At 47.1% G+C, this 22,966-nt stretch carries 20 protein-coding genes; 14 read left to right on the plus strand and 6 right to left on the minus strand.

The genetic code is table 11. The features are described from left to right. Positions 1 to 331: 331 nt before the first annotated feature. The gene (locus tag J0L70_RS00230) at positions 332 to 703 is read left to right on the plus strand and encodes a VOC family protein (protein ID WP_017290748.1); all 372 of its coding nucleotides are present in this window, start codon (positions 332 to 334) and stop codon (positions 701 to 703) included. A 248-nt stretch (positions 704 to 951) separates the two neighbouring features. Here the strand turns inward: J0L70_RS00230 and J0L70_RS00235 are convergent, their stop codons facing one another. Beyond that, a complete protein-coding gene (locus J0L70_RS00235; RefSeq protein WP_017290747.1) occupies positions 952 to 1,350 on the minus strand; it encodes a DUF3110 domain-containing protein in 399 nt (132 codons plus the stop codon). Between the two features lie 127 nt (positions 1,351 to 1,477). Between J0L70_RS00235 and J0L70_RS00240 the strand changes: the two genes are divergently transcribed. Next, positions 1,478 to 2,803, plus strand: coding sequence for a histidine phosphatase family protein (locus J0L70_RS00240; RefSeq protein WP_287452593.1), 1,326 nt, complete (start codon positions 1,478 to 1,480; stop codon positions 2,801 to 2,803). 113 nt (positions 2,804 to 2,916) lie between these two features. Next, positions 2,917 to 4,146 (plus strand): dihydroorotase, encoded by a 1,230-nt coding sequence (locus J0L70_RS00245; RefSeq protein ID WP_287452594.1) that lies wholly within the window; start codon positions 2,917 to 2,919, stop codon positions 4,144 to 4,146. Here the strand turns inward: J0L70_RS00245 and lepB are convergent. Together lepB and J0L70_RS00255 are read right to left on the minus strand one after the other, a co-directional pair. Beyond that, a complete protein-coding gene (gene lepB / locus J0L70_RS00250; protein WP_017290744.1) occupies positions 4,124 to 4,714 on the minus strand; it encodes a signal peptidase I in 591 nt (196 codons plus the stop codon). The genes J0L70_RS00245 and lepB overlap by 23 nt on opposite strands. Before the next feature lie 93 nt (positions 4,715 to 4,807). Continuing rightward, positions 4,808 to 6,001 (minus strand): MFS transporter, encoded by a 1,194-nt coding sequence (locus J0L70_RS00255; RefSeq protein ID WP_190651857.1) that lies wholly within the window; start codon positions 5,999 to 6,001, stop codon positions 4,808 to 4,810. A gap of 262 nt (positions 6,002 to 6,263) precedes the next feature. Between J0L70_RS00255 and J0L70_RS00260 the strand changes: the two genes are divergently transcribed. From J0L70_RS00260 to J0L70_RS00310, 11 genes are all read left to right on the plus strand, one after another. Continuing rightward, positions 6,264 to 6,473 carry a hypothetical protein gene (locus tag J0L70_RS00260; protein WP_017290741.1) on the plus strand — a complete coding sequence of 70 codons (210 nt, stop codon included), beginning with the start codon at positions 6,264 to 6,266 and terminating at the stop codon, positions 6,471 to 6,473. A gap of 149 nt (positions 6,474 to 6,622) precedes the next feature. Then, complete coding sequence (locus J0L70_RS00265; protein WP_017290740.1) at positions 6,623 to 7,057, plus strand: hypothetical protein; 435 nt, start codon at positions 6,623 to 6,625, stop codon at positions 7,055 to 7,057. Positions 7,058 to 7,273: 216 nt separating this feature from the next. Next, positions 7,274 to 8,809, plus strand: a complete 1,536-nt coding sequence (locus tag J0L70_RS00270) for an AMIN domain-containing protein (protein WP_268180123.1) — start codon at positions 7,274 to 7,276, stop codon at positions 8,807 to 8,809. A gap of 137 nt (positions 8,810 to 8,946) precedes the next feature. After that, entirely contained in the window at positions 8,947 to 11,484 is a 2,538-nt protein-coding gene (locus J0L70_RS00275; RefSeq protein ID WP_026148961.1) for a CHAT domain-containing protein, read from the plus strand. A 150-nt stretch (positions 11,485 to 11,634) separates the two neighbouring features. Beyond that, the gene (locus J0L70_RS00280) at positions 11,635 to 12,546 is read left to right on the plus strand and encodes a DUF928 domain-containing protein (RefSeq protein WP_287452598.1); all 912 of its coding nucleotides are present in this window, start codon (positions 11,635 to 11,637) and stop codon (positions 12,544 to 12,546) included. Positions 12,547 to 12,601: 55 nt separating this feature from the next. Further along, positions 12,602 to 15,328, plus strand: a complete 2,727-nt coding sequence (locus tag J0L70_RS00285) for a CHASE2 domain-containing protein (RefSeq protein WP_287452600.1) — start codon at positions 12,602 to 12,604, stop codon at positions 15,326 to 15,328. Beyond that, entirely contained in the window at positions 15,329 to 16,684 is a 1,356-nt protein-coding gene (locus J0L70_RS00290; protein WP_190651853.1) for a hybrid sensor histidine kinase/response regulator, read from the plus strand. It abuts the gene before it with no gap. A 93-nt stretch (positions 16,685 to 16,777) separates the two neighbouring features. Next, the gene (locus J0L70_RS00295) at positions 16,778 to 17,221 is read left to right on the plus strand and encodes a hypothetical protein (protein WP_287452603.1); all 444 of its coding nucleotides are present in this window, start codon (positions 16,778 to 16,780) and stop codon (positions 17,219 to 17,221) included. 498 nt (positions 17,222 to 17,719) lie between these two features. Then, positions 17,720 to 18,580, plus strand: a complete 861-nt coding sequence (bchL, locus tag J0L70_RS00300; protein ID WP_287452605.1) for a ferredoxin:protochlorophyllide reductase (ATP-dependent) iron-sulfur ATP-binding protein — start codon at positions 17,720 to 17,722, stop codon at positions 18,578 to 18,580. Positions 18,581 to 18,667: 87 nt separating this feature from the next. Next, on the plus strand, positions 18,668 to 19,069 hold the full coding sequence (locus tag J0L70_RS00305) for a DUF5331 domain-containing protein (protein WP_017290732.1): 402 nt from the start codon (positions 18,668 to 18,670) through the stop codon (positions 19,067 to 19,069). A 26-nt stretch (positions 19,070 to 19,095) separates the two neighbouring features. After that, positions 19,096 to 20,499, plus strand: coding sequence for a ferredoxin:protochlorophyllide reductase (ATP-dependent) subunit N (locus J0L70_RS00310; RefSeq protein ID WP_190651850.1), 1,404 nt, complete (start codon positions 19,096 to 19,098; stop codon positions 20,497 to 20,499). A 73-nt stretch (positions 20,500 to 20,572) separates the two neighbouring features. Here the strand turns inward: J0L70_RS00310 and J0L70_RS00315 are convergent, their stop codons facing one another. The 3 genes from J0L70_RS00315 to J0L70_RS00325 form a co-directional block, all read right to left on the minus strand. Continuing rightward, positions 20,573 to 21,439: a polyphosphate kinase 2 family protein gene (locus J0L70_RS00315; protein ID WP_017290730.1), complete on the minus strand. Its 867-nt coding sequence runs from the start codon at positions 21,437 to 21,439 to the stop codon at positions 20,573 to 20,575. A gap of 30 nt (positions 21,440 to 21,469) precedes the next feature. Next, positions 21,470 to 22,381: an ATP adenylyltransferase family protein gene (locus J0L70_RS00320; protein WP_287452609.1), complete on the minus strand. Its 912-nt coding sequence runs from the start codon at positions 22,379 to 22,381 to the stop codon at positions 21,470 to 21,472. Between the two features lie 76 nt (positions 22,382 to 22,457). Then, positions 22,458 to 22,934 carry a DUF1499 domain-containing protein gene (locus J0L70_RS00325; RefSeq protein WP_268180137.1) on the minus strand — a complete coding sequence of 159 codons (477 nt, stop codon included), beginning with the start codon at positions 22,932 to 22,934 and terminating at the stop codon, positions 22,458 to 22,460. Positions 22,935 to 22,966: the final 32 nt, after the last annotated feature.

The following is a 22,966-nucleotide window of genomic DNA, read 5'->3' on the forward strand; positions in this document are numbered from 1 at the left end:
CTTGTTTTCAGAAGTTCATCCCAACAAGAGCAGATGTCTTTTTCCAAACTTTCAAGGGTAGGCAAACAGCGCTATCGTTGCCTCAATTGTGATTGTTCACGTGGCTCGTACCATCTTTTTCTTATTTAAGACACGTTATGAGACTTAAAGTAAGTCTCAGGCGAGACATATTTGTCGCGCAAAGTCTTAAACAAGACTCGTTTTAAGTCCAGCAATAAAACAGTTTTGAGAAAACGAGACTCAAAATCGAGTATTACAATTCTCAACCGATCGTCGATCGCTGAACTGACCCGCTCTACAATATATTTGTACTATATTCAGCGAGGCAACGATGAATAGCAATCCCGTCATCTGGTTTGAAATCTATGTGCAAGACATGGATCGAGCTAAAGCCTTCTACGAATCTGTTTTTCAACGCAAACTAGAAAGTCTGAACAACCCGGATTTAGAAATGTGGAGCTTTCCGATGCAGATGGGAAGCGAAGGTGCAGCGGGTGCATTAGTCAAAATGCCTGGAGTTTCATCGGGAGGTAACAGTACTCTGATCTATTTCAGTTGCGATGACTGTGCAGTAGAAGAAAGTAGAGTCAAAGAATTCGGCGGTCGAATTCAAAAAACTAAGATGTCGATCGGAGAGTATGGTTTCATCTCATTAGTTGCTGATACCGAAGGCAATCTGTTCGGCTTACATTCTATGCAGTAAGCTTTCAGCTTCAAGCATCAACGGCGATCGTAGAGTTGAGCGCCGCGATCGCCTGCCTCACTTTCGTTACCCCGTGCTCGATCTTTTCCGTCTTCTCAAAACTTTCCCTTTTTCAATGTTGGTCAAGATTTGAGCACGCAATGAGTTCGATACCATGCCGCAGAAGCCCAACGATCGCTCTAATTAAATCACTTGAGACTCAGAATGAGTCTATTGATAAAACCCGTTTGAGACATTGAGACTAAAACTCAAAGCAACCCTTCTAACTGGCGACGAATGCGATCGAGTTCCCCATTCGACAGTTCCGACTCCTCACGTTCCGGCTTATCCTCACTGCTCCAATCCGTCTCTTCACGATTCGCCTCAGGCGGAGCCAACAACAACCGCTCAAACTCATTTTGCGGCATAAAATTCTCAGGAATCAGATACGCCTCATAGCCCGCATCCTGACAAAACTCTTCAATCTCTTCTTGATCAATCTTTTCCACCGTCGGAACCGCAAAATCCTGCGCCTCCAGCATCATCGCGTACCGCTCCGCATCATCTTGTTGCGCAAACATCAACACCAAATTCTGAGTTCCCACGCTAATCGTATGAATCCCCGGATTATCGGTGTCAGCATTGAACAGCAGAACGAAAACTTGCATGGCTCTAGTGAAGATGGATGGACTAGATCCAAGGGTACTGCAATTATGTTCGATCGCTACTTTAGATTTCTCATCATTTGACACACGAACACGATAGAATCATCCTGACTTTTTTGCCCCAAAATCTATGACGACTCGTGTAATTCTCGTCCGCCACGGTGAAAGCAGCTACAACGTTGAAAAAAGAGCGCAGGGGCATTGTGATCTCTCCACCTTGACCGAAAAAGGAGAAATCATGGCAACCCAGGTTGCAAAAGCCCTCAAAGACTTGCAATTCGATGCCATCTATACCAGCCCACTCCAACGTGCAAAACGCACAGCCGAAGTGATTTTTGAAGGATTAGACAATCCCCCCGCTCTGCAAGTCACAGACGATTTAAAGGAAATCAATGTTTTTCTTTGGGAAGGAATGCTCTTCAGCGAAGTCCAAGAAAAATATCCTGAAATGTATGACTACTGGCACACCGAGCCACATAAAGTCAGAATGACGCTACCCGATGGCAGCGAACTCGCTCCAGTTCAAGACTTATACGAGCAAGCAGAACGATTCTGGCGATCGACCATTCCCCAACACGCCAATCAAACCCTCTTGATCGTCGCCCATAGTGGCATTAATCGCGCCTTAATCAATACCGCGATCGGACTCGAACCCGCCGACTATCAACGCTTCCACATCTCCAACTGCGGCATCACCGTTCTCAACTTCTCCGGCGATTTTGGACAAACCGTTCAAATCGAATCCCTCAACGTCACCTCTCATTTAGGCGAAACCATCCCCAAACTCCGTCCCAACCACCAAGGCGCACGCCTCTTACTCGTCCGACATGGCGAAACCGAGTGGAACCGCCAAGGACGTTTCCAAGGACAAATCGATGTTCCCCTCAACGACAACGGACGAGGTCAAGCCTCCCAAGCTGGCGAATTCCTTAAATCTGTCTCCATTGATTCCGCCGTCAGCAGTTCAATGGCACGCCCCAAAGAAACCGCAGAACTCATTCTGAAACATCATCCCGACATTGACTTAAAACTGCGCGACGACCTGCGCGAAATTAGTCACGGACTCTGGGAAGGGAAGTTTGAATCTGAAATCGAAGCAGACTATCCCGGTTTACTCGAGCAATGGCAAAGTCGCCCTGAAACCGTCCAAATGCCAGAAGGCGAGAATTTGCAGCAAGTTTGGGATCGAGCGATCGCTGGATGGAACGAGATTGTTAAGAATGCCCAACCCGGAGAAACCGTCCTCGTCGTTGCACACGATGCCATCAATAAAGCAATTCTTTGCTACATCTCCGGTTTAACTACAGCCTCTTTCTGGAACTTCAAACAAGGGAACGGTGCCGTCAGCGTCATCGACTATCCCAAAGGCAACGATGCAACGCCCTTACTAATGGCAATGAATATCACAACCCATTTAGGCGGCGTGTTAGACAAGACTGCCGCAGGCGCACTTTAATCCCTCAAGAAAAAGGTAGAGAGTGCAAGATAGGATGCGAAACCGTACTTAAATATTGAACGGGAAGCATCCTACTCAATCTCATTCTCCTGTTTTATTCGTTGCACAAAACTATGTTTGTTCTGCTCCAGCAAGTTCGATCGCTTGATCCGGTTGCAAATGTCGATCGCATCACCGACGTTTTAATCGAAGACGGGATTATCCGCGCATTCGCACCCTCTGAAATTCCCCCAGACACGCAAATTCAACCCTGCGCTGGCAAAATTCTCGCCCCCGGACTCATCGATCTCTACAGTCACAGCGGTGAACCCGGATTTGAAGAACGCGAAACGCTCACCTCGATCGAACAAGCCGCGATCGCCGGAGGCTTCACTCAACTCAATCTCCTCCCCGATACCCATCCCGCGATCGACAATCCCGCAAGCGTCACCCAAATTCGCACCAAATTCCCCAAAATCAACTGCTGGGGCGCACTCACGCTCGGAACAGAAGGTCAACAAATGACCGAACTCGCAGAATTAGCCGCAGCCGGAATTATTGGCTTCACCGACGGAAAAGCACTTCCCAATTTAACGCTGATTCGTCGCGCTCTAGAATATCTCCACCCCATTCAAAAACCCGTCGCACTCTGGGCTTGTGATCCAGGACTAGCCGGAAAAGGCGTAATCCGACAAGGCGCAAACTCAATGCGATTCGGTCTGCCTGGAGTCCCAACGATGGCAGAATCAGCCCCCTTGTCCGCCCTACTCGAATGCATCGCAGAAATTGGCACACCCGTTCATCTCATGCGAATTTCAACAGCACGAGGAGTCGAACTGATTCGCGATGCCAAATCACGAGGCGTACCCGTCACAGCCAGCACCACTTGGCTCCATTTGCTCTTAGATACAGATGCCGTCGGAACCTATGATCCCAATCTGAGACTCGACCCACCCTTAGGCAACAAGCACGATCGAGACGCTTTAATCCAAGCCGTTCAAGATGGCATTATCGACGCGATCGCAGTCGATCACACCCCCTACACCTACGAAGAAAAAACCGTTGCATTCGGCGAAGCACCTCCAGGAGCGATCGGCTTAGAACTCGCTCTACCCCTACTCTGGTCAAATTTAGTCGAATCCGGTCGCTGGTCTGCCCTAACGCTCTGGCAAAGCTTAACCACACGCTCAGCCCAGTGCCTCAATCAATCTTTTCAGTCCAAAGATTTGATCTTGTTTGCTCCCAATGAAAAATGGACAGTCGATCGCTCAAATCTACGATCGCTGTCCACAAATACCTCTTGGCTCAACCACTCAATTACAGGTCGAGTCCTAGAAATCTTTAATACTGAGGCTCTGGCGTAATCTCACCTGCCCGATTCGGAGGCCAGAATCTCACCACTGCCCGTCCAATAATCTTGTCGCGTGGGACAAATCCCCAGTAGTGACTGTCATAGCTATTATTGCGATTGTCGCCTAGCACCAAATAAGAATCAGGCGGAATCACTTGCGGTCCCCATTCATACTGGGGCGCTTCATCTTTTCCAATATAATTTTCGCGCAACGGCTGGTCATTCACATAAACTCGATTGCCCTTGACCTGCACCTTATCCCCCGGCAACCCAATCACACGCTTAATAAACGCATCGTGAAAATTTTGCTTCTCTAGGGCAGGAGTCGGAGCGAAGACTACAATATCACCGCGTTGAGGGTTATTGAAGCGATAGCTGATTTTATCAATGATTAAACGATCGTTAATTTGCAGCGTCGGCAACATCGACCCGGATGGAATATAACGGGCTTCCGCAACAAACTGCCGAATCCCGATCGCTAGAACGGCACTTAAACCGATCGTTTTGAGTCCCTCTAGCCAGGGATTTTCGTCTTTCTGACGCACTTTGTTGTTAGGAGCCGGGTTATCCACTCGATTCATTTCACCTTAAACAGATAAAGATTGTGTAGGCTGATTTGAAAACCTTCGTTCTCAGTCTAATCTACACAAGCAAGTTTGAACTTTCAGAATTTTTTAGATCAAGTTGCGATCGCGTCTCGTACCGATTAGCCCAATCCCTCCGATCACCGTCGCCAAAAATCCCCAGAGTATGATGCTACTTGACACAGGTTGACTTCCCAACGCCCAACTCACGATCGCCGATCCACCCCCAATTCCCCCAAAATAAAGTCCCGTTCCAAACCCCGCTTGATTACTCGGAACCGCTCCCAAAGCATAAGGAATTTGACTAATAAACAACAATCCAAATGCCAAGCCAAAAAGCACCAGAAACAGCCAATTAGCAGGCACATTCAACACGCCTAACAATAACGCGATCACCGAAAAACTCATCAACATCGATCGATGCACCCCCCAAGTCAATGCAAACCGTTCTAACGGCAAAGCACTCACCGCAGAAATGACCAAAATCGCCGAAGTTAGATAAGCTGGCTCCAGCCATTGAATTTGCTGATGCAGCAGTTGCGGCGAATAACCAAATAACAACGTGCTTTGAATTCCCGCTGCCAATCCAACCCAAAAAATCGCGATCGCCTTCTTCAGCGGGATCGGCGGATCATTCGTGACTTCTGCAAGTTGGAGCGGGGGCTGCGACCATTTGAACAGTAGTCCCCCCACCACCAGCGATAGCGCTCCCAGTAGAAAAGTTGCCGAAGCCCCCCATTGAGTAATCAAACGACCTACCAACGGAGACATCGCCCCCATCAAAGCAAACACCAGCGTCAAAATTGCATTTGCTAAGGGAAAGTCAGCCGGAGTAAACTGCCGCAACAGCGCGATCGCAGGTCCGCGAAAAATAATCATTGCGATCACCCAAACCGTCGTCAGAATCGGCACAAAATTCCGAATCGCCAGCATTACTGCCTTCTCTTGCCACAAAACCGAAACCGAAACACAGATCAATCCCGCCAACGTCACCCCAAACGTCACCATCGGAAATCGCGTATTCAACCGCCGAAAAATCTGATCCGATTTCCATCCCACCACAGGTTCAACGATCGCGCCCAATAAACCTTGATAAATCCCCAACTGACTTGCCAAGGCTGTAAACCCTAAGCTGCTTAAAATCCTAGGTTGAAACACTCCATAAATCATCCAAGTAAACATGACTGCTGCGAGCAAAATTGCTAGCCCAATCACTTGCTGCCACGCTTGAAACCGACTTGGTTGTGGGTTAGGAACCAAACCAGACTTCGCATCTTCGCCCATATTCTCATCGCCTTTTTCTAATGCCTCTGTGTCATCAATATCAGTAATCTCTATGTTTAGACATTAAATTCTGCAAACCCTGAAAAATATTCGTCTCCCCGATTCGATTGGTCAATTGCCCGGGATGTTGCCAATCGTCATACTCAGATTCAACATTAAAGAAAAATAAGAAATACAAGGCGTTCCAGCATCAAGTGACAAAATAAAATCTACTCCGATCAGAAGGCATTGACGCAATCTTTTCTTGCTGCCACTCTTCATTATGCAAACCCATTTTCGACTCATTTGCTCTATTTCCACAGTTCCAGGATGGTCCGTTGAGAATGATGCCGTTCTGATTTCAGAGGGACTGTTTGCGATCGCGCTTCCTCTCGGTGTTTGTGTTGCAATTTTTGTGCAGAAAAAACGCAAACGTCGAGCGTTGAAACAGCAAATTGAAATGCTCGAAAAGCTATGGCGCAATAAAGTTTAATAAGAAAATCTCGCAATTCACTCGGGCATTGAAAAGAATAAATCTTATAAACAATAAAAAATTAATTACAAAAGCATTGGATTAACCAAGATGCGATAAATTGTGATGGCTTCTCCAAACGAAACATCTACTAATTTATTGAGGTTGATATGATGATGAGACTCAAAGCAATTAGCGTCTTTGCAGGACTTGCTCTAATGATGGGCTTAACTGCATGTGCTGAAACCGAGCAGGCTGCTCCTCCTGCTGCTCCAACCGCGCCCGCTGCAAAACCTGCCGGGACAGTGAACAAAGCCGGGGAATCTGTAAAGAAAACGGGTGACGCAGCGAAGAAAGCAGGCGAATCTGTAAAAGCCAAAGCAGGCGAAGCCGCAACTAAAGCGGGCGAAGCCGCAACCAAAGCGGGTGAAGCTGCAACCAAAGCAGGCGAAGCCGCAAAAACGATGACTGGCGAAGGCGTAAAGCAAGCCGGCGAAGCAGCTAAACAAGCCGGTGAAGCAGCCAAGCAAGCTGGAGTCGCTGCCAAACAAGCAGGTGATGCAGCCAAAGAAAAAATCACCCAACCCGCTGAGAAAAAGCAATAAATCACTCCTGTAGCGGCATTTCAGCGACATGTCTCTACAGAAGTTCTGCTCTAACCTAACATTCATGCATTGCTAGGAAGATTGCTTAAGCCACGTGACTTAGGCAATCTTTTTGTCCAAAAACAGTTACAGTTCCCAAAAACTCGCCTATAATCCACCCAATTCTTTCCTCTCCGAGTGTCCCCCACTCGATCGCTAATTTTCTCCTGACTTGCCATGCTGAAGAAAGCCCTCACATTCTCCGAATTGATTAGCGCGATCGTTCTCCTCACCAGCGCATCCGCGATCGCAGCCCCGCTTGAAAACTTGCGGTTCGACCCCGACATCAATCAACTCGAAGTTACCCTCGCAGCAGGCATCAAACCGACCTATTCTCTCCTCTCAAAACCCGATCGCATCGTCCTTGATTTACCCAACACCCAGGTAGGTCAGATTTCTCCCCAACAGACTTTTATGGGCGCAGTTCGGCAAGTTCGCGTCTTCCAATTCCAGCCAGATACCACCCGGATTGTCCTCGAACTTGCGCCCAATCAAACCTTGGCAACCCAACAAGTCCAACTTCAACAAGCCCCAAGCTCAGACAAAATCTGGATACTCCGCCCTACTCTAGCGGCTCGCACTCCTTCCCCCCAAACCCAAGCCGTTTTCAACTCCCTGCGTCCCATCCAGACCGCTCCCCTTCCCAAAACAACTCCAATCCAACCCGCAGAACCAAAAGTTGCCCAAACTTCAGCCACTCCCGCAAACGATTTTGGACTACCGCCCGCTCCCCCCGCCATCAACCCCGACCTCCCGCCTGTAACCCCTCCCCCTGCAACTAATTCTGCGCCTCCTGCTGCGACTGTCCCTGATCTACCGCCTGCTCAATCTACTCCCCTCCCCCCCGCTGCCGGATCAGGCAATGCTCCCACCGGAAGTAGTCTTCTTTTTCCAGATGCACCGATTACTCCTCGCGCTGTCCCTCAATCGCCTGGCTTACAACTTCCAGAAGTCAATCCCAGCTTGGCAATTCCAGATTCGTTTCCGCCCATTAATGCCCCCACAAATTTACCGAGTACACCGCCGACCGTGACCGTTCCCCAACTCGATCGCCGCTCTCCCGATCCCTCTTCGATCGTGGAACCTCGATCGACCTCTGCTCCCGTCGAAGATACTCCTGTTCCTGTCCGCCAGAGAACCATCCAATTCGGTCAACCCTTACCCACCCTCATCAATCAGCAACCCCCATCCACCCCGCAGCAAATCAGTCGTTTTGCCAACGGATCTTCTGAAAGTCTCCTTCCTGTTGGCACAAAGCTTAGCCTGTTTTATCCCGGCAACGAGCCACTCAAACTTCAGGGCAATCAATCTCGACAAGATGTATTGATTTTGCAAAACGAAATCCGCGATCGCGCAGGGCGCTTACTCGTTGCGCCTGGGAGTGCAGTCATGGGAAAGTTTGAAACCGATCGAAACGGAAGTCGATTTGTCACCCAAGCCGTCACCATCCAAGGTCAAAATCTCGCCTTCATTGGCAAATCAGACACGATCAGCGGCAATCCTCAAGTTCAAGACCATCGCTTAATTCAAAACTCTGGACTCGGCGCGATCGCGGGGGCCGTCCTCGGTGGTTTCTCGGGCGGAAACGTGATTGGCGGAGCCGCGCTTGGAGCAGGCGTAACTTATCTCACAGCTTCTAGACCCGCTACAATTCAGCCCAGACAATTAATTCAGATTCAATTAACTCAGGACTTCAACCTCTTCTCCAGATAACCGATGCAAACTCGCACTCTCACGACTATCCCGCCCACAGCCGAGCATTGATAGCCCGTAGCGCATAGGGGAACACTAGACCTGATTCCTGTTCGGCAAAGTCTACTTTGCGAACCACTGACCTCAGGTAACTGTCTATGATGTCCCGATCAAAACACCGTCGGTTGCTCCATCTTTGCCTCGGCGTTCTCAGCTTGTCTTTAGCGATCGCCATCACGCCTGCTCAAGCAACCCTCCAACCAACTCCTGCCCCGATTGTTGCTGCACAACCCGCGACTCTCTTAGATCAAGGACGTACCCTCTATCAGTCTGGGCGATTTGCAGAAGCAGTTTCCGTATGGCAAACTGCCGCACAACAATCTCAGGCAAAAGGAGATCGTTCCAATGCTGCCCTTAGCCTCAGCTACTTATCTTTGGCACAGCAAGAATTGGGTCAATGGGCTGAAGCGACTCAATCGATCGAGCAAAGCCTCTCCCATCTCAAAGCGACGAAACCCCAAGCAGATGCCATTCTCTGGGCACAGGTTCTCAATACTCAAGCTAGTTTACTCCTCCATACAGGCAAAGCAGAAGCAGCCCTAGAAACCTGGAAACAAGCTCAGACTTATTACACTCAAGCGGGAGACACAATCGGTAGCCTAGGCAGTCAAATTAACCAATCTCAAGCCCTACAAAGCTTAGGCTACTATCGCCGTGCCAAGCAGCAATTAAACGAAATCAACCAGCAATTAGCTAAACTGCCGGACTCTCAAGTCAAAGTTAGCGGATTGAGAACACTCGGCGCGACTCTGCAAATGATTGGAGATTCGACGGAAAGCCGTAAAGTTTTAGAACAAAGTCTAGCGATCGCCAAAGCCAAAAATCTTAAATCCGAAATCAGCGCAATTCTAGCAGGACTTGGAAAAGCGGCAACCGACTTAAACGATCCAGATGCTGCTCTAGCATACCTTGAACAATCCGAACAAGCGGCCGTTAGCCCAATTGAGAAACTGCAAGCTCGTCTCGATCGCTTCAAACTTCTGATTGATTACGGGTTACTCGACCAAGCCGCTCCAATTGCACCCCAGCTATTATCCCAGCTTGAGCAACTCCCCCCAAACCGTACTTCTATGTATGGCGCAATTAATTTTGCCGCCTCGCTCAATCAGCTTGAAAACAGCGAAAAACTATTATCGCTCAACACGCTCTCAAGTCTACTTGAGAAAACAGTTCAGTCTGCCAAGAGCTTGCAAGACTCCCAAGCCGAAGCTTATGCCCTCAACCAATGGGGCAAGCTCTACGGGCGCACGGAGCAATGGGCAGAAGCCGAAACCGTTACGCAGCAATCTCTCGAAATCGCTCGTCAACTTCAAGCCGATGAGATCATTGCTCAATCTGCTTGGCAAATGGGACGGTTGAAAATCGAACAAGGCAAAACTAAGCAAGCGATCTCACCTTACACCGAAGCAGTGAAATCTCTGCGTGCCATCCGAGGCGACCTTGCAGCCATCAATCCTGATGTCCAATTCTCCTTCCGAGAAAGCGTCGAACCGGTCTACCGTGAATTCGTGGCCCTCTTACTCGAAGGTCAACCGGGTCAAGCAGAACTCACCCAAGCTCGCGAACTCATCGAATCTCTACAAGTTGCAGAACTCGACAACTTCTTCCGTGAAGCTTGTCTCGATAAAACCCAACAAATTGACCAGGTTGACACGACTGCAACTGTTGTCTATCCGATTATCTTGCCCGATCGCTTAGCCGTGATTTCTTCCACCGCAGGCAAACCTCTGCAATATCACATCACCCCAATATCGCAAGCCGAAGTCGAAGAAACGCTCGATCAACTGCTGGCTGCACTCAACCCAGTTTCCAACCTTCAGGCTCGCGATCGCGTCTCTCAACAAGTCTACGACTGGCTGATTCGTCCAATCGAGTCCGAATTAAAACAGACAAAAACACTGGTGTTTGTTCTAGACGGTAAACTGCGAAATATTCCCATGTCAGCCCTTTACGATGGCAAGCAATACCTCATCGAGAAGTATGCTGTCACCCTATCTCCTGGGCTTCAGTTAATGGCAGCACGTTCCCTCCAGCAAACCAACATTGGCGCAATCGTTGCTGGTATCAGTGAGTCTCGTTCGGGCTTTTCTGCCCTCCCTGCTGTAGAAACTGAAGTTAAAAAAATCGCGCAAACCGTTCCTTCTTCCAAACTGCTTAACGCACAATTTACAGGCAATGCATTATCGACTCAATTAAAAGACAGTAAAGCGAATGTTGTGCATCTTGCCACACATGGACAGTTTAGCTCTCGCCTCGAAGATACCTTCCTGCTGACCTGGGATGGAGTTGTCAACATCAAAGAACTCTCCGAACTCCTACAAAGCCGGGACGCTTCAAAAGCGATCGATCTACTCGTGCTCAGCGCTTGTGATACCGCAAGTGGTGACGATCGCGCTGTTCTTGGACTGGCAGGACTAGCAGTAAAATCAGGAGCACGGTCTACCCTCGCAACGCTTTGGCCTGTAAAAGATAAAGCAGCCGCAACACTCATGACGCAGTTTTATCAAGAACTCGGTCAATCGAGAAGCACCAAAGCAGAAGCTCTACGCCAAGCACAACTCCATTTGATACGCAAAACGGACTTTAAAGATCCCTTTTTCTGGAGTGGATTTGTCATGGTTGGAAATTGGCAGTAAAAAACTGTAGATTCACGGATTCCTCAAGCTGAGAATTACGCAAACTCACCACTGGCTAAAGGGAATATATTCTCTAGGATTAGTTTATAGTGGTGTTCTCTTAGCTCAGTTCGATTGTGTCCAATCTTACTCCGATGCGATGGAAGTTTTATGAAAAAACAAGCAATTGCTAGCACGATGGGCATTGTCGCCCTGATTGCTAGTAGCGCCTGGACTCCAGTTCAAGCATTTCCGTTCTCTCCTCCTCCTGGCAATGGCTCTCCCAGCCAAGCGACAGGCGGAGCTTCTCGTGGCAGCATATTTACGAATCGGCAAAACCGCACTGTCCGTCAAGCGACAGGCGGAGCTTCTCGTGGCAGCATTTTCCAACCCGGTGCAAACCGTCGTGTTCGTGCAGCCGTGGGTGGAGCTTCGCGTGGATTCTTCCAACCTTCGCGGACTAATCGTACAGTTCGCGTAACTGCGGGTGGCGCTTCTCGTCTTGGTAGACAGGAGTTAGATCCCTCACTCGTGGCTTCATCGGGTCCGGCCGCAATGTTGGCTCTTACGCCGCAAAACTACTACGGCACGACGATCTCTGAACGCCCAACGATCTTGGTCTATCTCCCTGCAACCGATGCTGAAGAAGCAGTTTTTAGCCTGAAAGATGAAGCAGGAGCCACGATCTATGAAACAACGATTGCGGTCAATCAAGAAGCGGGCATTCGCGCCATTTCCCTCCCTGAGTCTATACCTGCTTTAGAGGTGGGTAAAGACTACCAGTGGTTTCTAGCACTCAAGATCGATAACAAGTTAAACCCCAGTGCTCCCTATGTGGATGGCTGGATTCAACGAGTTGAGATGAGCGCAGAAATGGCATCAAGTCTCAAACAAGCCGATGCGCTTCAGAAAGCAAAAATTCTGGGACAGAATGGACATTGGTATGACTGTGTTGCAACTCTGGCAATGTTGCGGGCAAGTCACCCCACAGATGAAGTTCTGACCAACCATTGGAGCGAACTCCTCTCATCTGTCGAACTCGGTTCGATCACACAAGCACCAATGCTCGTTTCTCTTAACTAACTCTCTATGAAGCACTGGTCAGTGCGACCAGTGCTTTCCGAATCATGTAACTACTATGCGGCAAAAAATCCAAGCTTTTTTTCGGCGAAATCGTAGCGTCTTGATCATTGCACCTAGCGTTGCTGCAACTGTTACTGCGGGACAAATGCTAGGTGTATTTAATTTGCTTGAGTGGCAAGTGCGCGATCAGTTCTTTCGGCAGCGATCGACCGGAGAAATGGCAAAGTCGATTGTGGTGGTCACAATCGATGAGGAAGATATTCAAAGTGTAAAAAAATGGCCGATTCCAGACTGGTCACTAGCACAGTTAATTGAAAAGATTCGGGCACAAAAGCCAAGAGCAATCGGGCTAGATCTTTATCGCGATTTGCCAGAAGGTGAAGGTCACAAGCAGCTGGTCAATGTATTTGAATCCACACCCAATTTGATTGGAGTTGAGAAAATCACAGGTGATCGCGTTGCACCTCCGCCTGCTTTAAAAAAGAAAGACCAAGTTGCGATCGCAGATTTAGTGTTAGACGGCGATCGTCAAGTTCGGCGTGCCTTGCTCACCTCTGAAGATTCGAAAGATCAGACGGTTAAGCCGGGACTAGCAACACGAGTTGCTTTAAAATATCTAGAAGCTGAAGGCACCACATTAGACAGCTCAGATAAAAATCCACTCCAATACAAGCTTGGTCAAACCGTTTATCTTCCTCTAAAAGATCAAGAAGCAGGATACTCAGACGCAGATGTTGGCGGCTACCAGATTCTCCTCAATTGGCATGGCTCAGAAAAAGCATTCCACACAGTATCGATGCGAGATGTTCTCGCAGGACGCGTCCCCGCAGATTTGATGCGCGATCGTATGGTATTTATTGGTTCGATTGCCGCGAGCACCAACGACTTTTTTGGAACTCCCTTTAGTTCTTCGTGGTTCTCTGCTCAAGATCCAACCCCTGGCGTAGTCGTCCATGCCAACATTGCTTATCAACTGGTCAATAGTGTCAAGCAGAACAACATGCTGCATGGCTTGACGATCAAAAAATTCATTGCTTGGATTTTTGCCTGCTCTCTGTTTGGAACCATAGGAAGTTGGACGTTAGCAAGTTTACCTAGTCGCCAGCGCCTTCCGGGTGGAAAAATTCTGTGGGCAACGGTCGGGACAAGTGGTGCAATTGTCTCGGGAGCCTATTTCATTTTTCTAGGAGGAATGCTGATTCCAGTCACACCCGCGCTTGCTTCTTTCATTGCGAGTGTGGTTGCGACTGTAAATTCTCACAAACACCAAAAACTAGAAGAAGCGAATCGCGAATTAGAATCTGCGAACAATCAACTCATTGATTATTCCAAAACGCTAGAAACAAAAGTTGAGGAACGTACCCGCGAACTCTTAGAGGCAAAACAGGCAGCAGATTCTGCGAACCAAGCAAAAAGCGAATTTCTTGCCAACATGAGCCATGAGCTGCGGACACCGCTCAATGGAATTTTAGGCTATGCCCAAATCTTAGAGCGATCAGTCGCCCCTAAAGAGCAAGAAGGCATCAAAATTATTCATCAGTGCGGCTCCCACTTGCTGACGTTGATCAATGACATTCTAGATTTGTCAAAAATTGAAGCTCGTAAGCTAGAACTTGATTCGTCTAGCATTCATCTTGCGAGTTTTCTCAATGGGGTTGCTGAAATCTGCCGAATCCGGGCTGAGCAGAAAGGGATTGGATTTCAGGTCGAGATTGACGATTGCTTACCGATTGGCATTGTTGCTGATGAGAAGCGACTGCGACAGATTTTGATCAATCTACTCGGGAATGCGATCAAATTTACAGACCAAGGACAGGTCACCTTCCGCGCACTCTCGGCTCAAGAGTCTAGAATTCGATTTGAAATCGAAGATACAGGCGTAGGGATGTCTACCGAGCAAGTAGACAAAATTTTTCTCCCTTTTGAACAAGTCGGAGCCGTTGAGCGCAAATCTGAAGGAACAGGGCTAGGACTTGCCATTAGCCAGCGAATTGCAAACTTGATGGGAAGCGGAATTCAAGTGCAGAGTCGCTTAGGCGAAGGCAGTATTTTTTCGCTCGAAGTTGAATTCGCGATCGCATCCGAATGGAATCAATCTACCCAGAATCTAGCGCAAACCCAGACAGTCATTGGAATTCAAGGTCAACCCCCGGTTATTCTCGTTGTAGATGATGATCGGACTCAATGCAGTATGGTGGCAACACTACTACAACAGATCGGATTTGAAGTCAAAGTCGCTTACACCGGAAGTGATGGCTGGTTAGCAATTGACGAAGATCATCCTGATCTCGTAATTACAGATTTAGCGATGCCTCTGCTAGATGGAATGAGATTGATTGAGCAACTGCGCTCTACTGCTGAAACAAGTGCAATTCCCATCATTGTTTCGAGTGCTAATGTCTTTGGCTCCAATCGTCAGCGTAGCCTTGATGCGGGTGCAAATGCCTTTCTTCCCAAACCTTTTGAAGTTGGAGAATTGCTCAATACACTACAAGCTCTCCTGAATCTGACCTGGATCTATCAAACTCAACCCACGGAATCGCCCGCTCAAGCCGCACCGGCCCAGGGTAAACTCGTTCTTCCAGCACAGAATGTCTTAGATGATATCTATCATCTTGCTATGATGGGCGATATTACTGCGATCGAGGGTATTCTGAATACATTAATAGAGGAAGACCCTTGCTATACAACGTTTGTAGCCGAATTGAAGAAGCTTACTGCGACGTTTCAAGCTGGAAAAATCCGTCAGTTTATCAAGTCCTACACTAAGGCGGCACATTAAATGATCCCGATTTCATTGGTCCCGGTTCGCATCTTGCTTGTAGATGATACACCAACCAACCTGAAAGTCCTGTCTGAAGCGCTGCAAGGGCAAGGCTGGAAAACATTGATGGCAACAGATGGAGAATCTGCGATCGAGCAAGCCGAGTACGCACTCCCGGATTTGATTTTGCTGGATGTGATGATGCCTGGGATTGATGGATTTGAAACCTGTCAGCGTCTCAAAGCCAATGCTAAAGTACAGCACATTCCCATCATTTTTATGACCGCTCTCTCTGATTCCATCAATAAAGTTAGAGGGTTAGAACTAGGCGCGGTCGATTATATTACCAAGCCCTTTCAGCAAGAAGAAGTCATTGCTCGCGTTAAGCTGCATTTAAGTATTTCGCACCTCAATCAATCCCTACAAACGAAAATTGCCGAACAAGCCGAAACCGAGGCGCAACTGCAACAATTAGCTCAGGAACTAGAACAACGAGTTCGAGATCGTACCGCCGAATTAGAAATATCACTGCATCAATTAAAGACGACTCAATTGCAATTAGTGCAGAGTGAGAAAATGTCTACACTGGGTCAACTTGTTGCAGGTGTCGGACATGAGATTAATAATCCGATTAATTTTGTCAGCGGCAATCTCAAACACATTGATGATTACACACGCGATTTGTTTGCGTTAATTCAGATGTATCAGCGCAAAGATTCTGCTGAAGATATTGCAGAATTTATTGAAGATATTGATTTAGAGTATGTTGCCGAAGACTTGCCAAAATTAATCAAATCAATTCATGAAGGGGTTCATCGCCTCAAGGATATTAGTCTTTCGCTACGCTCGTTTGCGCGATCGGATATCTCTTCAAAAACTGAATTTCAACTGCGTGAGGGAATTGAAAGCACCATTATGCTGCTCAAACATCGCCTGAAAGCAAATGAGAAACATCCTGAAATTCAAATTATTCGACAATATGCAGAACTACCGCCAATTAGCTGCTATCCAGGGCAACTCAACCAGGTCTTTATGAATTTGATTGCGAATGCGATCGATGCGTTTGAAGAGCAAAATGAAACGCGCTCTTATGCAGAGGTTGCAGCGTCTCCTAATATGATCTGGATTTCAACTGAGATCGATCGCTCCAACCAAACGGTTTCTATCCGCATCAAGGATAACGGGTTGGGAATGCTGCCTGAGATTCAATCCCAGATTTTTGAGCCAAGTTTTACGACGAAGCCAGTAGGAAAAGGAACAGGACTGGGATTGCCAATTAGTCGGCAAATTGTAAATGAGAAGCATGGAGGGCAGTTAGAATGCCGCTCTATTGTGGGTGAAGGCACGGAATTTACGATCTCGCTGCCGATTTAAGAAAAATAATTTGAACCTTTGAGATAGTGAGTCTGTCTAAGGAAGCGAAGCTAATTTTTTAGCTGATCACTGACCTAATTTTTGACTTACACCATGCAGAAATTCTCAATGAAAAAAGTTGCAGTTCTTCTCCCCGGTGCGATCGCGCTGATGATGGCAGTTTCGCCGATGCTTGCAGCTCATGCTCGTCCTACAAACCGCTTGGCACAAGCCCCAAAACAGGAATATGCAAATAAGCTGGGCTTGACTGATGCACAGAAGCAATCCATGAAGTCGATTCGGGAAGCGGTGCAAAAAGATATCTACACCAACGTGCTCAATGATGGGCAGCGTGCTCAGTACGATGCAGCAGTACAGCGAGGTGAAAAGCCTGGAAAGATGATGCGATCGCTGAATTTGTCTGATGCACAGAAAACGCAGATTCGAGACAAGATGAGATCAGCTCAGCAAAAAATCAATCAAGAAGTACTAACACAAGCGCAACGCGATCAAATTCAACAAATGCGTCAGCAACGCAGAAATCGTCGAGGTGCATAGCTAATTCGTTTTTCATCATCAAAGGAGTTCACGGAGGCATCCAGTGTGGATGCCTTTTTCTTTGAGTAAGACCGCAAAACTTTGATGATTCTTAATAGAACTCTGCAGTGAACGGATAGGGTACTGCGTTGTAGGCAGGAGCAGTTGTCTATCTTCCTCACTCTGAAGAACTTTGAATTGGAAAATCGTGGGTAGGACGCAGGAACTGACCTAATCAGCAATTGAACGAAAAGAGCAACAGGGTTAGGTTTAATGTGTTTGTTTTTTGTTCTTATTTTTATAAAAAAAAGAATTCAAGAATTTAAAAATTGCTAAATAATTGCTTAATTCACCTTAGTAAGATTTCTTGGAGTTCTGATAAATATATTCTTCAACTGAATTGTCTTAGCGATGTAACTTCTTTTTGCGAGGACTAGGCAGAAACGGTCTTATCAACAACAATGCAAACAGAACAGATTTGTACTCACCCCTTCAGAGACGACTTAGGAGAACCTTAGAGTGAAACTCGCAGTGTATGGCAAAGGCGGCATCGGCAAATCGACGACAAGCTGCAACATCTCAGTCGCATTGGCAAAACGCGGCAAAAAGGTTTTACAAATCGGTTGCGATCCCAAGCACGATAGTACGTTTACCTTGACTGGCTTCTTGATTCCAACCATTATTGATACGCTTCAGGAAAAGGACTATCACTATGAGGATGTCTGGGCTGAAGATGTTATCTACAAAGGCTATGGCGGTGTGGACTGTGTAGAGGCAGGTGGGCCTCCAGCAGGAGCAGGCTGCGGTGGTTATGTAGTCGGTGAAACGGTCAAACTGCTCAAAGAACTGAACGCATTTGATGAATATGATGTGATTCTGTTTGATGTCCTGGGAGACGTGGTTTGTGGAGGATTTGCGGCTCCGTTGAACTATGCAGACTATTGCATGATCGTGACGGATAACGGATTTGATGCGTTGTTTGCAGCAAATCGGATTGCAGCTTCGGTCAGAGAGAAAGCACGAACCCATCCATTACGACTCGCAGGCTTGATTGGAAATCGCACGGCAAAGCGAGATCTGATTGAAAAGTATGTTGATGCAGTGCCGATGCCAATCTTGGAAGTGTTGCCTTTGATTGAAGACATTCGCGTTTCGCGAGTGAAAGGAAAGACATTGTTTGAAATGGCAGAGTCTGATCCCTCATTGAACTATGTGTGTGATTACTATCTGAACATTGCCGATCAGATTTTGGCAAATCCTGAAGGAGTCGTTCCAAAAGATGCTGCCGATCGCGATTTATTCTCGCTGCTGTCTGACTTTTATCTCAATCCACCACCACCAAAAGCCGCCGAGGAAGAATTAGATTTGATGATGGTCTAAAGAAAGAATGAAGGGGAAAGGATGAAGGCTACGAATTGCGATATGTGATCTTTAGTGCCAACTTTGTCCTTTTACTTTGTTTGACTTGTGAACATTGATCAATTACGTCGATCGCTCAAAGACCGCTGGCTCGACTATTACGAAGCAAACCGTTCTTGGATTTCTCGGTTGTCGATCTGGGTCAGTTGCGAAGGGAAACGGCGACCGTCTTCTAGCTTTATTCTGGGTGTTCTCTCAACCGAAGAACCCCGTCTGACCGAAATGCTGCCGCTCATTGTGGACTTGAGCAATCATCCCGATCGCATTGTTGTTGCACTGGGACTGAACTTTGATCCCGAACAAGAACTGAATCACAAACAACTCAAAGCTGAAACTCCCAAGTATCTTCCTGCGAGTTCTGCAACCGAAGCGCCTCAGAAACCTCGTCGTCCGGCTGAAGTTGATGAAGCTTGCGAAGGACGCAACCGAACGACACCATCGCCTCAATAAAATCCTCACTTTAGAGAACTACCGTTATGACTCTCGCTGATGCTCAACCTCAAGCCCTTAATTTCGAGTGCGAAACTGGAAACTATCACACCTTTTGTCCGATTAGCTGTGTTGCATGGCTGTATCAAAAAATTGAAGATAGCTTTTTCCTCGTTATTGGCACGAAAACTTGCGGCTATTTTCTGCAAAACGCGATGGGCGTGATGATTTTTGCAGAACCTCGCTATGCCATGGCAGAACTGGAAGAAGGCGATATTTCTGCTCAGTTGAACGATTACAACGAATTGAAGCGGCTCTGTGAGCAGATTAAGCGCGATCGTAATCCGAGTGTGATTGTGTTTATCGGCACTTGCACCACTGAAATCATCAAAATGGATTTAGAAGGACTAGCGCCGAAACTAGAATCCGAGATTGGCATCCCCATTGTTGTAGCAAGAGCGAATGGTCTCGATTACGCCTTCACACAAGGAGAAGACACGGTTTTAGCAGCAATGGCGCAACGCTGTCCAACCCAAGCTCCAACCGCGGAAGCAGACAAAGAGGAGCGTAATGCAATCCAGAAGTTGATGAACTTTGGACGCAAACAGGAAGATGTGAAGCGCGAAGAGTCAGAATATGTGGATCATCCGCCGCTCGTAATGTTTGGGTCTGTTCCTGATCCGATCGTGACTCAGCTTTCCTTGGAATTAAAGCATCAAGGGATCAAGGTTTCAGGATGGTTGCCTGCGAAGCGTTATACTGAGCTTCCCGTAATCGAGGAAGGATACTATGTATCAGGCGTGAATCCGTTCCTGTCAAGAACTGCTACAACATTGATGCGACGACGGAAAACGAAATTGATTGGATCGCCTTTCCCAATTGGTCCAGATGGAACACGGGCTTGGGTTGAAAAGATTTGCTCAGTGTTTAACATTGAGCCGAAAGGATTAGAAGAGCGGGAAGCAAAAATTTGGCAAAGTGTTGAAGACTACCTGCAATTGATTCGCGGCAAGTCAGTGTTCTTCATGGGCGATAACTTGCTCGAGATTTCGCTGGCTCGGTTTTTGATTCGGTGCGGGATGACTTGTCATGAGATCGGCATTCCTTACATGGACAAGCGGTATCAGGCAGCGGAATTAGATTTCTTAGTGAAAACCTGTCAGGAGATGGGTGTTCCAGTTCCAACGATCGTTGAAAAGCCAGATAACTATAATCAGTTGCAGCGAATTCATGAATTGAAACCGGACTTAGTCATTACGGGAATGGCTCACGCAAATCCACTAGAGGCGCGTGGAATTAGTACGAAGTGGTCAGTCGAGTTTACGTTTGCTCAGATTCACGGATTTGGGAATACGCGGGACATTTTGGAGTTAGTAACACGACCACTGCGGCGAAATGGGGCATTGAAGGATTTAGGTTGGGAAAAACTGGTAGAGGAAGCGCGAGTTTAAAGCGTTACTCACTCTAACCTACGAAACCTTAGAAGGCGGAGTTTTGGGACAACTCCGCCTTCTGTTATTTCAATTATTCCTCGCTTTCTAGGACTTTCTTTGCTTCTAGTAACTCTGCACGCCGGACTTCGCTAACCGTGGGATAGGACAGATGCAAAGACTTTAACGTACTCACAATAATGTCTGAGACGGCTAACCGGGTAAACCATTTATGATCGGCGGGGATAATATACCAAGGAGCATAGCTAGTACTCGTATTGTTAAATACATCTTCAAAAGCTTCCATGTATTGATCCCAGTGTTGCCGTTCTTTAGCATCAGAGACAGAGAACTTCCAATTTTTTTCGGGTTCATTAATCCGAGCTAGAAATCGTTTCTTTTGTTGTTCCTTAGAAACATTCAAAAAGAACTTGAGTACAACAATGCCATTTTCGACGAGATACTGTTCAAAATGGTTGATTTGCTTGAATCGTTTGTCCCAGATCTCTTTGCCATTGGCTTCTGGTGGAAGTTTCTGATGAACTAAGAGTTCTGGGTGAACGCGAACGACTAAAGTTTCTTCGTAGTACGACCGATTGAAGATGCCAATCCGACCGCGTTCTGGTAAGGCCCGATTCGATCGCCAAAGATAATCGTGATCTAATTCTTCAGAAGAAGGCGACTTAAAACTGTAGACTTGGCAACCTTGAGGATTGACACCCGACATCACATGTTTGATCGTGCTATCTTTTCCTGCGGCATCCATTGCTTGAAACAAAATCAGCAATGCGTAGGAATCTTGAGCGTAGAGAATATCTTGATACTTTGCTAGTCGTTGCACCCCTTGTTGAAGTTCGGCTTGAGCCGCAGCTTTATCGGTTAAGCCGTCGGTATAAGCTGGATCATAGTCTTTCAGATTAATCTTTGTGTTCGCGGGAACAATAAATCGATCGTGTTTCATAACAGGCTGTGGGGCAATTCTTCATTATGATCAACCTGTCTTGATTGAGGATATTACCGCAACGTTCTTTAAAAAATTCAGCGGACGTAATTGTTTGAGCGTTTCGAGTTGCTCAGGAGTTTGAACTAAGAGCGCACCTGCAAATGCTAGAGAATTCACTCCAATTCCGCCAAATCCGGGTTGCGATCGCGGCACAATCAACATCCACTCCCTCGTCGCTAATAAATTGTAAGGAGCCGACTGCATCACACGATTAGAGCGGATTCCAACTGTTTCTAGTAGCTCGTAATAGTGTTGAAGAATGTCTTCAGGTGTGGTTTCAGGCTCAAATCTTGCGAATGCGTGGAGAAAGGAAAATTCAGGAATCTGAGTGATGCGATCGCGCGATCTGACCTTTTTAATTAGGGGATCAATCGGAACACGATCAATCTCTTTCTCCATCGGAAAAGGAACAAGTTGCAAATGCTTATGTCGTTGGCTTGCCCCTGCTGCTTTTCCTGCATTATAGAAAGCTAAACCATCGACTTCCGATAAACATGCCCACATCGCAGTGAAATCATGAAGGGTCAGTAAGGCTTCTTGTTCTTCAAATGCGCGGGTCACAATCAGTAGATGGTTATCAACCACGTTAAATTTATTCAGAAGACACACATGCGTTTCAGAAATATCCATCACAAACAAATCCCGCTCGTACGGTAGAAAAGGATTGATGGGATGTCCGCTTTTTTCTTCTTGTTTTTGTTTAAGGTCTGCTGCCTCTTTGCGAATTAAGTTACTGACAATCCGTACGAGAAATTGAACACCTGCTTGTTCAACAAACTCGTGACTTGTAGGAATAGAAAGCAACGCACCGCAAGACAGGGCATGTTGAGTCTGCTCGATCGTGCGTTGCCAGAGAGTTCCTGGATGTTCCAGAAGCGGAAGATGCAATAACTCATTCATAGAGAGAGACAGGGAAATAAAAACACTGTTCTACTATTCCACATCTTTGTGATGAGTTTTGCATAGGACAGCAGTTTTATGTGACGTTCTCGCTCAGTTGAGTGCGAATCGATTCAATGCGTTGCCGATTCACACCGAGATCAGATTCGCCAAGACGGGATGCTGATCGCACTTGAATCGCCTTGCTCGTCTTGTCTAGATAAAACTCTACATCATCAACAAAGCCCATGAGTTTGCTAGTAAATTCAGCGTAAAGATAGTTCTCAGTAGATTCAATAATTTTTGTTCTCGGTTGAGATTCAATCACTTGTTTGAGATCTGCGAAGGCTTTTTCGATGTTAGAAGATTTAAGAGGAGCGATCGCATGGGTCGAATCAGAGCTAACGCTATTGACGCAATTGGGTGTACTAGGGCACTCCGTTAAGCGATCGTTGTGTAGCCCTAAATTCGTGGGACGGCTGCCAGAAAAGGAAAAAAGGCTAGCTTGAGCCGGAGAGATAGAGGTGAGCCAGCAGAATGAAAGGAGCAGAATGAGAGTGAAGGTTCTACGCATGAGAATTTATTCAAGAAAGTTTAGGTCTATTG

Source organism: Leptolyngbya sp. UWPOB_LEPTO1 (assembly GCF_017302695.1).
Taxonomy (GTDB): domain Bacteria; phylum Cyanobacteriota; class Cyanobacteriia; order Leptolyngbyales; family Leptolyngbyaceae; genus Leptolyngbya; species Leptolyngbya boryana.

Bases quoted from the DNA above. Each gene is read 5' to 3' on its own strand.
- J0L70_RS00280 (WP_287452598.1), top strand. From the start codon at position 11,635: ATGAAAAAACAAGCAATTGCTAGCACGATGGGCATTGTCGCCCTGATT.
- J0L70_RS00240 (WP_287452593.1), top strand. From the start codon at position 1,478: ATGACGACTCGTGTAATTCTCGTCCGCCACGGTGAAAGCAGCTACAAC.
- J0L70_RS00235 (WP_017290747.1), bottom strand. From the start codon at position 1,350: ATGCAAGTTTTCGTTCTGCTGTTCAATGCTGACACCGATAATCCGGGG.
- J0L70_RS00285 (WP_287452600.1), top strand. From the start codon at position 12,602: ATGCGGCAAAAAATCCAAGCTTTTTTTCGGCGAAATCGTAGCGTCTTG.
- J0L70_RS00230 (WP_017290748.1), top strand. From the start codon at position 332: ATGAATAGCAATCCCGTCATCTGGTTTGAAATCTATGTGCAAGACATG.
- J0L70_RS00260 (WP_017290741.1), top strand. From the start codon at position 6,264: ATGCAAACCCATTTTCGACTCATTTGCTCTATTTCCACAGTTCCAGGA.
- J0L70_RS00295 (WP_287452603.1), top strand. From the start codon at position 16,778: ATGCAGAAATTCTCAATGAAAAAAGTTGCAGTTCTTCTCCCCGGTGCG.
- J0L70_RS00310 (WP_190651850.1), top strand. From the start codon at position 19,096: ATGACTCTCGCTGATGCTCAACCTCAAGCCCTTAATTTCGAGTGCGAA.
- J0L70_RS00290 (WP_190651853.1), top strand. From the start codon at position 15,329: ATGATCCCGATTTCATTGGTCCCGGTTCGCATCTTGCTTGTAGATGAT.
- lepB (WP_017290744.1), bottom strand. From the start codon at position 4,714: ATGAATCGAGTGGATAACCCGGCTCCTAACAACAAAGTGCGTCAGAAA.
- J0L70_RS00325 (WP_268180137.1), bottom strand. From the start codon at position 22,934: ATGCGTAGAACCTTCACTCTCATTCTGCTCCTTTCATTCTGCTGGCTC.
- J0L70_RS00275 (WP_026148961.1), top strand. From the start codon at position 8,947: ATGATGTCCCGATCAAAACACCGTCGGTTGCTCCATCTTTGCCTCGGC.
- J0L70_RS00265 (WP_017290740.1), top strand. From the start codon at position 6,623: ATGATGATGAGACTCAAAGCAATTAGCGTCTTTGCAGGACTTGCTCTA.
- J0L70_RS00255 (WP_190651857.1), bottom strand. From the start codon at position 6,001: ATGGGCGAAGATGCGAAGTCTGGTTTGGTTCCTAACCCACAACCAAGT.
- J0L70_RS00320 (WP_287452609.1), bottom strand. From the start codon at position 22,381: ATGAATGAGTTATTGCATCTTCCGCTTCTGGAACATCCAGGAACTCTC.
- J0L70_RS00245 (WP_287452594.1), top strand. From the start codon at position 2,917: ATGTTTGTTCTGCTCCAGCAAGTTCGATCGCTTGATCCGGTTGCAAAT.
- J0L70_RS00315 (WP_017290730.1), bottom strand. From the start codon at position 21,439: ATGAAACACGATCGATTTATTGTTCCCGCGAACACAAAGATTAATCTG.
- J0L70_RS00270 (WP_268180123.1), top strand. From the start codon at position 7,274: ATGCTGAAGAAAGCCCTCACATTCTCCGAATTGATTAGCGCGATCGTT.